General features: G+C 70.8%; 14 protein-coding genes. 13 read left to right on the top strand and 1 reads right to left on the bottom strand.

The features are described from left to right. The first annotated feature begins 143 nt into the window (after nt 1-143). The 12 genes from ACFCXS_RS33890 to ACFCXS_RS33835 all read left to right on the top strand — a co-directional run bounded on the left by ACFCXS_RS33890 (nt 144) and on the right by ACFCXS_RS33835 (nt 13,359). The gene (locus tag ACFCXS_RS33890; protein ID WP_376647198.1) at nt 144-1,346 is read left to right on the top strand and encodes an LLM class flavin-dependent oxidoreductase; all 1,203 of its coding nucleotides are present in this window, start codon (nt 144-146) and stop codon (nt 1,344-1,346) included. Between the two features lie 20 nt (nt 1,347-1,366). After that, the gene (locus ACFCXS_RS33885; protein WP_376647197.1) at nt 1,367-2,740 is read left to right on the top strand and encodes an NtaA/DmoA family FMN-dependent monooxygenase; all 1,374 of its coding nucleotides are present in this window, start codon (nt 1,367-1,369) and stop codon (nt 2,738-2,740) included. Beyond that, nucleotides 2,737-3,843, top strand: coding sequence for an LLM class flavin-dependent oxidoreductase (locus tag ACFCXS_RS33880; protein ID WP_376647196.1), 1,107 nt, complete (start codon nt 2,737-2,739; stop codon nt 3,841-3,843). Before ACFCXS_RS33885 ends, ACFCXS_RS33880 begins: the two co-directional genes overlap by 4 nt. Before the next feature lie 329 nt (nt 3,844-4,172). Continuing rightward, on the top strand, nt 4,173-5,300 hold the full coding sequence (gene sfnG / locus ACFCXS_RS33875) for a dimethylsulfone monooxygenase SfnG (protein ID WP_376647195.1): 1,128 nt from the start codon (nt 4,173-4,175) through the stop codon (nt 5,298-5,300). A 28-nt stretch (nt 5,301-5,328) separates the two neighbouring features. Continuing rightward, nucleotides 5,329-6,546 (top strand): acyl-CoA dehydrogenase family protein, encoded by a 1,218-nt coding sequence (locus tag ACFCXS_RS33870; protein WP_376647194.1) that lies wholly within the window; start codon nt 5,329-5,331, stop codon nt 6,544-6,546. Nucleotides 6,547-6,557: 11 nt separating this feature from the next. Next, nucleotides 6,558-7,115: an NADPH-dependent FMN reductase gene (gene ssuE, locus ACFCXS_RS33865; protein ID WP_376647193.1), complete on the top strand. Its 558-nt coding sequence runs from the start codon at nt 6,558-6,560 to the stop codon at nt 7,113-7,115. Continuing rightward, complete coding sequence (locus ACFCXS_RS33860; protein ID WP_376647192.1) at nt 7,112-8,308, top strand: SfnB family sulfur acquisition oxidoreductase; 1,197 nt, start codon at nt 7,112-7,114, stop codon at nt 8,306-8,308. The genes ssuE and ACFCXS_RS33860 overlap by 4 nt, the downstream gene beginning before the upstream one ends. A gap of 133 nt (nt 8,309-8,441) precedes the next feature. Further along, nucleotides 8,442-8,876, top strand: coding sequence for a VOC family protein (locus tag ACFCXS_RS33855; RefSeq protein WP_376647191.1), 435 nt, complete (start codon nt 8,442-8,444; stop codon nt 8,874-8,876). 134 nt (nt 8,877-9,010) lie between these two features. Continuing rightward, entirely contained in the window at nt 9,011-9,136 is a 126-nt protein-coding gene (locus ACFCXS_RS33850) for a hypothetical protein (protein WP_376647190.1), read from the top strand. Between the two features lie 129 nt (nt 9,137-9,265). Further along, a complete protein-coding gene (locus ACFCXS_RS33845) occupies nt 9,266-10,204 on the top strand; it encodes a glutathione S-transferase C-terminal domain-containing protein (protein ID WP_376647189.1) in 939 nt (312 codons plus the stop codon). Nucleotides 10,205-10,357: 153 nt separating this feature from the next. After that, the gene (locus ACFCXS_RS33840; RefSeq protein ID WP_376647188.1) at nt 10,358-11,680 is read left to right on the top strand and encodes an aldehyde dehydrogenase family protein; all 1,323 of its coding nucleotides are present in this window, start codon (nt 10,358-10,360) and stop codon (nt 11,678-11,680) included. 227 nt (nt 11,681-11,907) lie between these two features. Continuing rightward, nucleotides 11,908-13,359, top strand: coding sequence for a serine/threonine-protein kinase (locus ACFCXS_RS33835; protein WP_376647187.1), 1,452 nt, complete (start codon nt 11,908-11,910; stop codon nt 13,357-13,359). Between the two features lie 127 nt (nt 13,360-13,486). Here ACFCXS_RS33835 and ACFCXS_RS33830 read toward each other — a convergent pair whose 3' ends face one another. Further along, the gene (locus tag ACFCXS_RS33830; protein ID WP_376647186.1) at nt 13,487-14,230 is read right to left on the bottom strand and encodes a beta-glucanase; all 744 of its coding nucleotides are present in this window, start codon (nt 14,228-14,230) and stop codon (nt 13,487-13,489) included. A gap of 230 nt (nt 14,231-14,460) precedes the next feature. Between ACFCXS_RS33830 and ACFCXS_RS33825 the strand changes: the two genes are divergently transcribed. After that, nucleotides 14,461-14,673 carry a hypothetical protein gene (locus ACFCXS_RS33825; protein ID WP_376647185.1) on the top strand — a complete coding sequence of 71 codons (213 nt, stop codon included), beginning with the start codon at nt 14,461-14,463 and terminating at the stop codon, nt 14,671-14,673. Nucleotides 14,674-14,762 lie beyond the last annotated feature (89 nt).

The following is a 14,762-nucleotide window of genomic DNA, read 5'->3' as shown; positions in this document are numbered from 1 at the left end:
CCCTGCACGCAGGCGAGTCGGGCTGCGCGCGAGCTGGTGCTGCCGTACCCGACCCCGACAGGCGAAGGTCCTGAAGCCGGAGTTCCACCCGACCGGGCTGCCCAGGACAAACACGTAGGCAAACCCCTGCAGGAAGGCCCCTCGTGTCCTCGACCGCTTCATCCACGCTGCACCTCGCCGTCGCCCTGGACGGCACCGGCTGGCACCCCGCCTCCTGGCGGGAACCGGAGGCGCGGCCCCAAGACCAGTTCACCGCCGCCTATTGGGCCGATCTCGTCACAGAGGCGGAACGCGGACTGCTCGACTTCGTCACCATCGAAGACGGTCTCGGCCCCCAGTCCTCCCATTTCCTGGACCCGGACGAGCGCACCGACCAGGTGCGCGGCCGACTCGACGCCGTCCTCGTCGCCTCCCGTATCGGCCCGCTGACCCGGCACATCGGCCTGGTGCCGACGGTCGTCGCCACCCACACCGAGCCCTTCCACATCTCCAAGGCGATCGCCACCCTCGACTACGTCAGCACCGGCCGTGCGGGCCTGAGGGTCCAGATCACCGCACGCCCGAACGAGGCCGCACACTTCGGCCGCCGCACCATCGCGCGCATCGACGCCTACGACAGCCCGGCCTCCCGGGAAACGGTGACCGACCTGTTCGACGAGGCCGCCGACCACGTCGAGGCCGTGCGCCGGCTCTGGGACAGCTGGCAGGACGACGCCGAGATCCGGGACGTGGCCACGGGCCGTTTCATCGACCGCGGCAAACTGCACTACATCGACTTCCAGGGCGGGCACTTCAGCGTCAGAGGCCCCTCCATCACGCCCCGCCCGCCGCAGGGCCAGCCGATCGTCAGCGCCCTCGCCCACGACACCGTCCCCTACCGTCTCGTGGCCCGCGCCGCCGACGTCGGCTACGTCACTCCGCACGACGCCGATGAGGCCCGCACCGTCGTCAGCCGGATCCGCGCCGAGCAGGACGCCGCAGGCCGGGCGTCCGAAACCCTCCACGTCTTCGGTGACCTCGTCGTCTTCCTCGACGACGACCCGGCCGCCGCCAGGGCCCGCCGGGAACGGCTCGACGCGCTCGCCGGACAGCCGTACACCAGCGACGCCCCGGTGTTCACCGGCACACCCTCCCAACTCGCCGAAAAGTTGCTGGAGTTGCGCGAGGCCGGGCTGTCCGGCTTCCGGCTGAGGCCCGCCGTCGCAGGCCACGACCTCGCGGCCGTCACCCGCGGCCTGGTCCCCGAACTCCAGCGCCGGGGCGCTTTCCGCAAGGCCTACGAGGCCGACACCCTGCGCGGCCTGTTGGGCCTGACCCGCCCCGCCAACCGCTACGCCGCCGTCTGAGCCGGAGGGACGCCACCCCGATGACCAAGCCCCTGAAGCAGATCCACCTGGCCGCTCACTTCCCCGGCGTCAACAACACCACCGTCTGGAGCGACCCGCGGGCCGGCAGCCACATCGAGTTCAGCTCCTTCGCGCACTTCGCACGGACCGCCGAACGCGCCAAGTTCGACTTCCTCTTCCTCGCCGAAGGACTCCGGCTTCGTGAGCAGGGCGGCGAAATATACGACCTGGACGTCGTAGGCCGCCCCGACACCTTCACCGTCCTCGCCGCGCTCGCCGCCGTCACCGAGCGTCTGGGCCTCGCCGGCACCATCAACTCCACCTTCAACGAGCCCTACGAGGTCGCCCGCCAGTTCGCGAGCCTCGACCATCTCTCCGGCGGCCGCTCCGCCTGGAACGTCGTCACCTCCTGGGACGCCTTCACCGGCGAGAACTTCCGCCGCGGCGGATTCCTGCCGCAGGAACAGCGCTACTCCCGGGCCAGGGAGTTCCTCGCCACGGCACATGAACTCTTCGACTCCTGGCGCGGCGACGAGATCCTCGCCGACCGCGAGACCGGCAGATTCCTGTCGGACGCCAAGGCCGGCACCTTCGCCCACACCGGCCCGCACTTCGACATCCACGGGCAGTTCAACGTCCCCCGCCCCCCACAGGGCCGCCCCGTCATCTTCCAGGCCGGCGACTCCGACGAGGGCCGCGAGTTCGCCGCCGCGGAAGCGGACGCCATCTTCAGCCGGCACGGCACCCTCGAAGCCGGGCAGGCCTTCTACACCGACGTCAAGTCGCGCCTGGCCGCCCACGGCCGGACCCCCGATCAGCTCCTCATCCTGCCCGCCGCGACCTTCGCCCTCGCCGACACCGACGCGGAGGCCGGGGAACTGGCCCGGGAGGTGCGCCGGCAGCAGGTCAGCGGTGCCACGGCCCTGAAGCACCTGGAGTTCGTGTGGAACCGGGACCTGTCCGCGTACGACCCGGACGGCCCCCTTCCCGACATCGCCCCGGACGTCGGCGACGACCACATCGCCAAGGGCCGTGCCCAGGTCCGCATGTACCGGGACCCGCTGGCCACCGCGCGCGAGTGGCGCGAGCTGGCCGAGGCCAACGGCTGGTCCATCCGTGAGCTGGTCATCCACACCGGCAACCGGCAGAACTTCATCGGCTCCCCGGCCACCGTCGCCCGCACCATCAACGACCTCGTGCAGGCCGACGCGAGCGACGGCTTCATCCTTGTGCCGCACCTCACCCCCACCGGCCTCGACGAGTTCGCCGACAAGGTGGTCCCGCTGCTGCAGGAGCAGGGCGTCTTCCGCACGGACTACGAGGGCACGACCCTGCGCGACCACCTCGGACTGGCTCACCCGGACGCCATCGGCGACGAGCGGGTCGCGTCATGAAGTTCATCGCCATCACCCTGATCGTGCACCGCCCGGACCCCGTCACCGAGGTGCTCAAGCCGGCCCACGACCGCTTCCGCGAGGTCCTCGACAACGCCCTCCTCGCCGAGGAACTGGGCTTCGACGGCTTCGGCGTGGGGGAGCGGCACGAGCGTCCGTTCCTCTCCTCCTCCCCGACCGTCGTGCTCAGCCACGTCGCCGCGCTCACCCGCCGCATCAGACTCTTCACCGCCGTGACGACCCTGAGCCTGCTCGACCCGGTGCGCGCCTTCGAGGACTACGCCACCCTGGACCACCTGTCCGAGGGCCGGCTGGACCTGATCATCGGCAAGGGAAACGGCAGCGCGCAGCGCGAGCTGTTCCACGTCACGCCGGAGGACCAGTGGGACCGCAACGCCGAGAGCTACGAGGTCTTCCGGCGGATCTGGCGCCACGACAAGGTGAGCGTGGCGACCCGCTTCCGACCACCGCTCACCGACGCCGAGGTCTGGCCGCGGCCCTACCAGCGGCCCGTCAGGGTCTGGCACGGCAGCGCCACCAGCAAGGAGTCGGTCGACCTGGCCGCCCGCTACGGTGACCCGCTGTTCTCCGCGAACGTCACCCACCCCGTCGAGCCGTACGCCGAGCTCATCCGCCACTACCGCGAGCGCTGGGAGCACTACGGCCACGACCCCGCCCGCATCGCCATCGGAGCCGGAACGGCGGGCATCCATGTGGCCCCCACCTCCCAGCAGGCGCTCGCCGCCTACCGGCCGGTCTTCGAGGCCGACCGCGCCTTCCAGGAGCAGAACGGACTGCCCGTCGTGTTCGCGACCCCGGAGGACTTCGTCGAGCGCAGCTCCGCCCTCATCGGAAGTCCGCAACAGGTCATCGACAAGGTCCACCGCTACCACGATCAGTTCGGCCACACAGCGCTCCACGTCCACGCCGATGCGAACGGCCTCACCGACACGCAGCACCGTGACTCGCTGGAACTGTTCCAGTCGGCGGTGGCCCCGGTACTGCGCAAGGACATCCCGGACCCGCCGTTCCCGTGGGGCCCGGTACTCCCCACGGAGGACGCGGAGAAGCCGTTCAACGAAATGCCTGTCACGACCTCGTGAATATCGAAGGCCAAAATGTGAAATCAGGCTCGGCATTCTTGACCGGTCGGATGTTCCGCTGCTTTGATCGATGCATGAAGCGACACGACCTCACGCGGCGACGCCACGTCGACCTCGCGCGTGTCTGCAGCTCCCGCTGTCGCTGTCGGGCCTGAGCACACCGAGGAAGCCCCTCCCGCTCGCGCTGCCCTTTTTCCTCTCCGTGAATTCCGGCCCCGGCCGCTTCCCTTCGTGGCGACAGTTCTTCCCGGGGTACCGCTCACGCGTGCCTGAATTCCGGATCCTCCGTCATGCTTTCGCACCGAATTTCGCCAGGCCAGGAGTTTCCCATGCCCGAATTCCCCGCAACCGACCCCGCACGCTTCGCCTACTGGGTGCCGAACGTCAGTGGCGGCCTGGTCACCAGCACCATCGAGCAGCGCACCGACTGGGGTTACGAGTACAACCGCGAACTGGCCGTGCTCGCCGAGAACAACGGCTTCGACTACGCCCTCAGCCAGGTCCGCTACATGGCCAGCTACGGCGCCGAGTACCAGCACGAGTCGACCAGCTTCAGCCTCGCCCTGCTCCTCGCCACCCAGCGGCTCAAGGTCATCGCCGCCGTCCACCCGGGCCTGTGGCACCCGGGCGTCCTCGCCAAACTCGGCGCCACCGCCGACCACCTGTCGGGCGGCCGCTTCGCCGTCAACGTCGTCAGCGGCTGGTTCAAGGGCGAGTTCACGGCCCTCGGGGAGCCCTGGCTCGAGCACGACGAGCGCTATCGCCGGGCCGAGGAGTTCATCACCGCCCTGCGCAGCATCTGGACCGAGGACCACGCCGAACTCGCCGGTGACTTCTACCGGTTGCGGGACTTCTCGCTCAAGCCCAAGCCCCTGAACACCCCCGAGCGTCCGCACCCGGAGATCTTCCAGGGCGGCAACTCCACCGCCGCCCGGGCCATGGCGGGCCGGGTCTCCGACTGGTACTTCAGCAACGGCAAGGACTTCGACGGCGTCACCGAGCAGATCACCGACGTCCGTGCCTCCGCGGCGCAAGCCGGCCGCACGCCACCGAAGTTCGGGCTCAACGGCTTCCTCATCGCCCGCGACACCGAGGCCGAGGCCCGCGAGACGCTCCGCGAGATCGTCGCCAAGGCGGACACGCCGGCCGTGCACGGCTTCCGTGACGCCGTCCGGCAGGCCGGGCAGTCCACCGCCGACGGCAAGGGCATGTGGCAGGACTCGAGCTTCTCGGACCTCGTCCAGTACAACGACGGCTTCCGTACAGGTCTGATCGGCACGCCCGAGCAGATCGCCGAGCGGATCGTCGCCTACAAGCGGCTCGGCGTCGACCTGTTCCTCCTCGGCTTCCTGCACTACCTGGAAGAGGTCGAGTACTTCGGCAAGCGAGTGCTGCCCCTGGTGCGCGAACTCGAAGCCGAACAGCCCGAGTCGGAGCCCGCCCCCGCCCGCGTCTGAACAGCCCCCACACGAAAGGAAACAGTTAATGAGCACCGCCGTACGCACCGACTGGAAGACCGCGCCCCTCCCGAAGAACGCCGAGGACTGGATCGCCCGGGCCACGGAGGTCGCCGCCGTCCTCGCCACCGACGCGGCATCCCGGGACAAGGCCGCCGCCACTCCCCACGCCGAGGTCCGGCTGCTGAAGGACTCCGGCCTGGTCACCCTCCTCGGCCCCGTCGAGCACGGTGGCGGAGGCCAGGACTGGCCCACCGCCTACCGCGTCGTCCGCGAGGTCGCCAAGGCGGACGGCTCCATCGGCCAGCTGCTCGGCTACCACTACCTGTGGAACTGGGCCGCCCGCCTGGTCGGCACCCGGGAACAGTGGGAGCAGGTGGAGGCCGACGCCGCCCGCAACCGCTGGTTCTTCGGCGGCGCCGTCAACCCGCGCGACGCCGACGTGGTCGTGCGCGACGAGGGGGACACGCTCACCTTCACCGGACGCAAGTCCTTCTCCACCGGCAGCAAGGTCTCCGACGTCACCGTGCTCGAAGGCGTCCTCGAGGGCACCGACGACCACGTCTTCGCCATCGTCCCGTCCGACAGCGAGGGCCTGACCTTCCACGACGACTGGGACAACATCGGCCAGCGTCTCACCGAGAGCGGCGGCGTCACCCTCGACGCCGTACGCGTCCCCTGGTCGGCCGCCGCCGGATACGTCGGCAAGCGGTTCCGGCCCCGGGTGTACAACACGCTCAACGTGCCCACGATCCAGCTCGTCTTCGTCAGCTTCTACCTGGGCATCGCCGCCGGTGCCCTGGAGACCTCCGCCACCTACACCCGCGCCAAGTCCCGCCCCTGGCTGCACGGCGGCCACGAACGAGCCGTCGACGAGCCGTACGTCATCGACACCTACGGTGACCTCACCGCCAAACTGTGGGCCGCCGAGGCCCTGGCCGACGCCGTGGCCGCCGAGGGACAGAAACTGCACGACGACCCGGACGCGGTCACCGAGCAGGCCCGCGGCGAGTTCGAGGTGCGGGTGGCGGCGGTCAAGGCCCGGGCCACCGATGTCGCCCTGGAGATCACGAACCGCATCTTCGAGGTGACCGGGGCCCGCGCCACCGCCGCCGGCGAAGGCCTCGACCGCTTCTGGCGCAACGTCCGCACGCACACCCTGCACGACCCCGTCGCCTACAAGCGCCGCGAGGTCGGCCGCCACGTCCTCACCGGCGACCTGCCGCAGCCCACCTGGTACTCCTGAAAGGTCCTGCCATGGCCACGATCCTGTCCGTCTCCGGCAGCCCCTCCGCCACCTCCCGCACCGCGCGCCTCCTGCGCCATCTGGACCAGCGGCTCCTCGCGCAAGGGCACGAGGTGATCCCCCTCGATGTCCGCGACCTGCCCGCCGAGGCCCTGCTCGGCGCCGACTTCCGGCACCCGGCGATCGTCCGGGCCACGGCGCTGGTCGAACAGGCGGACGGGGTCGTGGTCGGCACCCCCATCTACAAAGCCGCCTACTCCGGGCTGCTGAAGTCGCTGCTCGACCTGCTCCCGCAGTACGCACTGACCGGCAAGACGGTCCTGCCCCTGGCCACCGGAGGCTCCACCGCCCACGTCCTGGCCATCGACTACGCGCTGCGCCCCGTGCTCAGCTCCATGGGTGCGAAGCACATCGTCCCGGGCTGGTTCACTCTCGACAAGGACATCACGGTGGGCGACGACGGCACCCTGACCGTCGACCCCGGCTCGTCGGAGGCCCTGACCCAGGTCACGGACCACTTCTCCGCCGCCCTGGGCGGCCGCACGGCCCTGCTGGCGGCCACCGGATGAGTGCCGCACATGTGATCGCCGACGACGCCGAGGCCCTCGCCGTCGCCTCCGCACTCGCCGACGAGTTCCGCAAGGACGCCGCCGGACGGGACGCCCATCGCCGTCTTCCGCACGCCGAGATCGAGCGGCTCTCGGCCTCGGGGCTGCTCGCGGTCTCGGTCCCGGCCGAGTTCGGCGGCGCCGACGTCGGCGCGGGCACGCTGGCCGAGATCTTCCGTGTGCTGGCCGGCGCCGACGCCAGCCTCGCCCAGATCCCGCAGAGCCACTTCGTGTACGTCAACGTGCTGCGTCGGCAAGGGACGTACGAGCAACGTGAATTCCTCTTCGGTGAGGTACTGGCAGGCAAGCGGTTCGGCAACGCCCAGTCCGAGGCCGGGACGGCGCACGTGCAGGACATCCGCACCCGGCTGGCGCCCGGCTCCGACGGTTCCTACGTCCTCGACGGCGTCAAGCACTACTCCACCGGCGCCCTGTACGCCCACTGGATCCCGGTTCTGGCCCGCGCCGAGGACGACACCCTGCACGTTGCGTACGTACCGCGGGACGCCCCGGGGCTCACCGTCCTCGACGACTGGAACGGCATGGGCCAGCGCACCACCGCCAGCGGGACCGTCCGACTGGAGTCGGTGCCCGTCCCGGCGGACCGTGTCGTACCGCATCACCTCACCTTCAACGGTCCGCAGCTCCACGGCGCCGTCGCCCAGTTGCTGCACGCTGCCATCGACGTCGGGATCGCCTACGGTGCGCTGGCGGAGGCCGTGGAGTTCGTCCGCACCAAGAGCCGCCCCTGGTTCGAGAGCGTCGACGAAGGGCACGCCACCGCGGCGGAGGATCCGCTGCTGATCCAGCGGTTCGGTGCACTGGCCGTCCGGGAGCGGGCAGCCGAAGCCTTGCTGCGCGAGGCCGCCCGTCAGGTCGACGCGGCCCGCGCCGACCTGACCGACGACTCGGCCGCCGCCGCATCCATCGCGGTCGCCACCGCCAAGGTGACGGCGGCCGAGGCCGCGGTGGAGATCGGCAGCGCCCTCTTCGAAGTCGCCGGGACCCGCTCGGCGCTCGACTCCCTGGGCCTGCACCGCCACTGGCGCGACGCCCGCACCCACACCCTGCACGATCCGGCCCGCTGGAAGATCCAGCACATCGGCCGTTACGTGCTGAACGGCACCCGGCCGCCCCGGCACGGACTTCTCTGAGGCGCCGGCCACGCATCACGCTCGGCAGGAACGGGGCCCCGTCCGTCCTGCGGAACGCGGAGGGCAGCGCCCTCCTCAACCTTCCTGCCCACGCCGGGAGATGGGCAACCGAGTTCCTTGCTATGGTGCGCCGATGTCATCGATCAAGCAGTTCCAGGTCACCTTCGACTGCGCAGAGCCCGCCCGCCTCGCCGCCTTCTGGTGCGAGGTGCTGGGGTACGTCGTTCCGCCGGTCCCGCAGGGGTTCGCCACGTGGGAGGAGTACCACCGCTCGCTGCCGCCCACGGAACAGGTCGTGTACTTCGCGTGCAGCGACCCCTCAGGTGTGGGCCCGCGCCTGCTCTTCCAGCGCGTTCCGGAAGGAAAGGTCGTCAAGAACCGCGTCCACCTCGACGTGCGAGCCGGCACGGGACTCGTGGGTGACGAGCGCCTCGCCGCGCTGGAGGCCGAGTGCGCACGACTGGTCGCGCTCGGCGCGGCGCACGTACGGACGATGGTCGCCGACGAGGAAAACGAATCATGCATTCTGATGCAGGACATCGAGGGCAACGAGTTCTGCCTCGACTGAGCATCCTGAGCGACGGCGGGATCGGGGGAGAGCCCTGCGCCCCGCATCCGGACGGAACAATGGGCGGCCCTCTTGACGTGGCGGGAGCGGCCCCTGACACTCCGAAGGAGAGTTCCCTAGTGCATGGGTAGGAAATGATGGAGCGTCTGGAGCCGACCGCCGACCGCGCCCTGCGCGTCGGCCGGTCCTCCCTGCTCCTCACCTCCCGTCGGCACATCGATCTCCTGCGTGTCTGCAGCGCCGCGAGCCTTCCGCGCTGAAACCGGGGTGTCCAGCGGCACCGCACTCCGCCGCGTGCGGATGTGAGCCCACGCCCCCGCGTGCCCATCCGTGCGCCGCCCGACGCACCTCCCAGAGCCAGCAGCCGGACTCCGGACCCAGGGAGACACATGCCGTCCACGCCCCCGACCACCCTGCCGTCCCTCCCCTCCTCGCGGTCGTTCCCGAGCAGGATCGGCCGCGACGCGAACAGTGGCTATCACGCTGTGCCGCGCCGCTACCGCCTGCACCTTTCGCTGCCCTGCCCGAACTGCCTGCAGATCGCCATCACCCACAGCCTGCTCGGACTGGAGGACACCCTCCCGGTCGTCCCGTTGCCGGCGGTCCCCGACCGGCCCGACGGTGGACACTCCGCGCTGCACTCCCTGTACGAGGCCAGCTCGCATCGACACCCCGGACCGGCTGTGGCACCGGTGCTGAGCGACACCTGGACGGGACGGATCGTCACCACGCACTCCTCGCACATTCTCCGGGACCTGGCCCGCCACTTCGGCGATGACGCCCGGGACCGGCGGCCCCTCCTCTACCCGCAGGACGCCGAGAAGGAGATCCAGGCCGTGGAACGCCTCTGTGCGGACCGCATCGACCATGCCGCACAGGTCGCCGGACAGGCCCGCATCGACGACGCGGCACGGCACACCGCTCTCGGCTCCCTGCTGCGCGTGCTGGGCTCACTGGAGTGGCGGCTCACCCATCAGGAGTTCGTCCTGGGGGACCAGGTGACCGCCGCCGACGTACGGCTGTGGGTCGCCCTGGTGCAGCTCGACACCGTGCACCGTCTGCATCTGGACGCCGCCGCGGTCCACCGCCTCGCCGGCCATCCGCACCTGTGGCGCTACGCACGCCGCCTTGCCGCTCACCCCGCCTTCGGCCGTCATCTCGACCTCGACGGCATCGCCCGCAGGCACCACGCCCGCTGCCAGGGCCTGGAGGCCGCAGGGGCAGCGGTGCAGATCCTGGACTGGGCGGTCCACATCGCGGGCAGCGCCGCAGCGGAATCCGCCCGTGCCGCCACGGACGGTCGTACGGCCCGACCACGCCCGGCGTGACTCCGCGTGCCGGTGATCACTCGGCCCGCTCGTGAGCCTCGTCACGAACACGTGTCGACGGGATGCGCAGGAGCAGAAGAAAGGTTGGCATATACATCTGATCGAGATTCCGCGCCGGGCGGGCGACCACCCGGCGCCCACCGGAGAGGCGCCATGAGCCAGCACACACCCGAGCAGCCCGCCGACGTCGTGGCCCGGCTGCGCGCCACCTTCCGCACCGGACGCACCAAGCCCGTGGAATGGCGCACCGGCCAGCTGCGCCGCATGCGGGCGATGCTCACCGAGCGGGGCTCCGACCTCGCCGCCGCCCTCCACGCCGACCTCGGCAAGGGCAGCACCGAGGCCTACCGCACCGAGATCGACTTCACGATCCGGGAGATCGACCACACCCTCGAGCACCTCGCCGGGTGGCTGCGCCCCGAGCCCGCTCCCGCCCCCGCGCACCTGGGCGCCGACGCGACCGCCTGGACGCGGTTCGACCCGCTCGGCGTCGTACTCGTCATCGCCCCGTGGAACTACCCGGCCCAGCTGCTGCTCGCCCCGGTGGTCGGCGCACTCGCCTCCGGGAACGCGGTCGTGGCCAAGCCGAGCGAGCTGGCCCCGGCCACCTCGGCCGCGCTGGCCGAGCTCCTCCCGGCCTACCTCGACACCGACGCGGTCGCCGTCGTCGAGGGCGGTGTCCCGGAGACCACGGCCCTGCTGGCGGAGCGGTTCGACCACGTCTTCTACACCGGCAACGGCACCGTGGGCCGCATCGTGATGCGCGCCGCGAGCGAGCACCTCACCCCGGTCACCCTGGAACTCGGCGGCAAGTCACCGGTGTTCGTCGACAGCGACACCGACCTCGACGTGGTCGCCGACCGGCTGGCCCGCGGCAAGTTCATGAACGCCGGGCAGACCTGCGTGGCCCCCGACTACGTCCTCACCACCCCGGAGACCGCAGCCGCCCTGGAGACCGCCCTCGTCCGCGCCGTCGATGCCCTGTACGGCACCGATCCGGCCGCCTCTCCGGAGTACGGCCGGATCATCAACGAGCGGCATTTCGACCGGCTGTCCGCCCTGCTCGACTCGGGCCGTGTCGTGACCGGCGGCGGCAGCGACCGCACCGGCAAGTACATCGCGCCCACGGTGCTCGCGGACGTCGACCCGAAGTCCCCCGTGATGCAGGAGGAGATCTTCGGGCCGATCCTGCCCATCGTCACCGTGTCCGGTCTCGACGAGGCGATCGACTTCATCAACGACCGCGACAAGCCCCTCGCGCTGTACGTCTTCAGCGAGTCCGGCGAGACGCGCGACCGGATCGCCGCGGAGACCTCCTCCGGCGGACTCGGATACGGTCTGCCACTCGCCCACCTCACCGTCTCCGACCTGCCGTTCGGCGGAGTGGGGGAGAGCGGCATGGGCAACTACCACGGCAAGTACTCCATCGAGACGTTCAGCCACCGCAAGGCGGTCCTGGACAAGCCGCTGAACTGAACTTCTCGTTCGGGCGTGCACCGCACCACCATCGCTGCTCGTGATGATCCCGGTGTTGTCCCGGCCCCGCTGCCCGACCCCCGGCAGGAAGCTCGTCCGGCCGGGGGACCGGCGAGGCGGGCACTCCCACTGTTGTGCAAGCGGCGGATGGATGGGTACCCGCGTTCGGGCGGCACGTCGACGGCGGGCCTGCGAGCGATGCGAGTGCGCGGAGTGGGGAGATCGAGGTGGGATTGCGCGAGGTGCGGGGCGCCCGGGCTGTTCGAGGCTGTGCCCGGATACTGGCGGGCCGCTACCGTCTGGATGCGCTGATCGGTTCGGGTGGCGCGGCCGACGTGTACCGCGGGCACGACCTCCGGCTGCGACGGCCGATCGCCGTGAAGGTGTTCCGCCCGGACACCGGCTTCGACACGGAGGAGGCCTTCCGGAGCGAGGCCGTCATCCTCGCCCGCCTGCACCATCCTGGACTGGTGACCGCCTTCGACGCCGGACGCGACGACGGCGATGCCTTCCTGGTCATGCAGCTGATCGACGGACGCACCCTGAAGTCCCGCATCGCCGAAGGCCCCTTGACGTGTGAGGCTGCGGCCGCGCTCGGGGAGGCCTTGGCCGAGGCTCTGGCTCATGCCCACGAGGAGGGGATCGTCCACCGGGACGTCAAACCGTCCAACATCCTCCTCGACTCCTCCGGCCGCGCCCACCTGACGGACTTCGGCATCTCCCGGGTCCTGGACGCCACCACCCGCACGGCTCCCGACACCCTGACCGGCACGGCGGCCTATCTGTCCCCGGAGCAGGTACTGGGGAGGCCGGTCGGCCGGCCCGCGGACATCTATGCCCTCGGCCTGGTCCTTCTCGAGAGCCTCACCGGCCGACTCGAGTACGACGGCGGCCCGCTGGAGTCCGCCGTAGCGCGTCTGCACCGCCCGCCCGTCCTCCCCGACTTCCTGCCCGAGGGCTTCGCGACCCTCCTGCGGGACATGACCAGCCGGGACGAGCATGCCCGTCCCGAGGCGCACGACTGCGCCCGAGCCCTGGCCCGTGTCCGCAAAACGATGCAGGGGGCCCCTGCCGCATCCGCTGCCCGCCCCCCGCTCGGCGTCGTACTCCCCGACGTCCCGCAGCCCGCCGACCGTAGGCACCGGAGTGCGTCACCTGCCACACAGGCGCTGCGCAGGCCGAGGACCTCGACAGGACTTCCTCTGAAGGCGTCCCGCTCCGCCTGCGCACGCGGCGGCCTGCGCACCCGTGGGGTGGCCGCCGCGCTGGCCGCCCTTCTCGCCACCGGCCTGGCGGTCACCGACGGCTTCTCACAGCACGATGCCGCGGACGAAGCGGCTCCGTCCGCCCCGGATCCGGTCGCTCCCACCACCCCTCCCGACACCGCCGATCACAAGGACGACGCGCCCTCCGCTTCGGCGACCCGGCCTTCGCGCAGCCCTTCGGACTCCGGCCGGCCGCTGAACGACTCCGTCCCCGTGCGCGACGTTGGCTCGTCCGCCGGCACGCCGAAGCCCGGCACCCGTCCCGGAACCACCGCCGGCATCCCCGAGCGGGCCGCGGCCCATGCGGTCGCCGAGGACAGGGTGGAAAAGTCCGACGTGCCGCCGGGGCAAGCACGGGAGAAGCACAGGGGAAAGAAGACGGCACCGACCGCACAGCGGAACCACAGGCCCTGATCGTGGCGATGGAGGGGAAGCAGGGACCCGCCGTGGCCTTCTACGCGCACGTCGCCCGCCGCGGCGGCATACGGGTCAGGTCAGCAGCCCCATCGTGTGTCCCGCCCGGTGGCGCGCGGCCGACTGATCAGGCCCGCTTCGACGGGGCCCCGGTCGGAGCGGTGCTTGTGGTGGGGCGTCGTACGAGCAGGCGGCTCACCTCGTACGACATCTCGGTCGTCCCCGGTCGCGGTGCGGGATGGTATCGCCCGGCGCACACGGAGAGATTGACGATGAGGTAGGCGTGCCAGGTGCGGCCCACGCCTCGCCCGTCGGTGAAGACCTGTCTGCCGTTGAGCCACCAGTCCACCGAGCGGGTGCCGAAGACGGTGCGCAGGTTCACCCATGCGCCCGGGCGGACCGCCTGGTCGCGGTGGTAGCGGTTGGCGCCGCGTACGTGGTTGGTGAATTCGAGCAGGTCGGCGTTGTCCGGGTGGTACTCGAAGACATCGATTTCCTGGTCACCGTCGCGCCAGGTCCAGATCGCGGGCCAGGCGCCGATCTCCTCCGGCAGCCGCACCCTGGCTTCCAGCACATCCCCCGCGCGGACGGTGAAGCCTTCTTCACTCCCCTCGGTGGTGAGCAGCCCGGTGTTCCACCGGCCGTCCTGTCGTCGCCCGGCACGGAAGACGCCGGAGCGGCTGTACGCGGGGTCGGCCACCAGGTGATCGAGCTTGTCGTCGCGGGGGTTGACCGGCCCTCCGTCGGGATAGGCCCACGAACGACCCGCCACCCACTGGGTGGTGGAGGTGAAGTCGGCGGTGAAGACGACCGGCGTGGAGGGCGGGCGGCCGGGAGCGGGAAGTGGGCCGGCCGGTAAGGGTTCGGTCATGGCGAATGTCTCACCGCTCGAGAGCCGCATATGCGCCCAGCCCCCGGCCTCAGGGCAGATCTGACCCTTTCAGGTGAACGGCCGGAGGCAGTGCCGCCGTATCGGTGCGCCTCCGTCGCCCGGGCTCTGGTGTTCAGAGGCACCCGATGGTGGAACTGATCATGGGTGGGCGACACTTGGTCCCGGAAGGCTTTCGGGAGTGGAACCCGGGGGAGGGGCGGTGACGACGAGTGAGTGAGCAAGGCGGCCGCGACTGGGTGTGCATGACTCCGGACGACTTCGACCGTGAGGCACCGCCGCGCCCGGAGGCCGACGGGCGGATCCCGGCCGAACTGGACGAGTGCGGTACGGCTCCGCTGTTCGGGGATGAACCGGCGTCGGCGACGACAAGCGGGCCCGGTCAGCACTCTTCTCGACGAGGCTGCCAGGGCCGGCTGTTCTGACCATCAGGTAACGGCGCGGAGCGCGCAGGGGCCGCTCGATGCCCTCTCCTCGCACGCCCCAAAAGCAGTGCCAATGAGCTCAATTGCCT

This window comes from Streptomyces sp. NPDC056373 (assembly GCF_042262425.1).
Taxonomy (GTDB): Bacteria; Actinomycetota; Actinomycetes; order Streptomycetales; family Streptomycetaceae; genus Streptomyces.
This window is presented reverse-complemented; position numbering and strand designations above follow the sequence as displayed.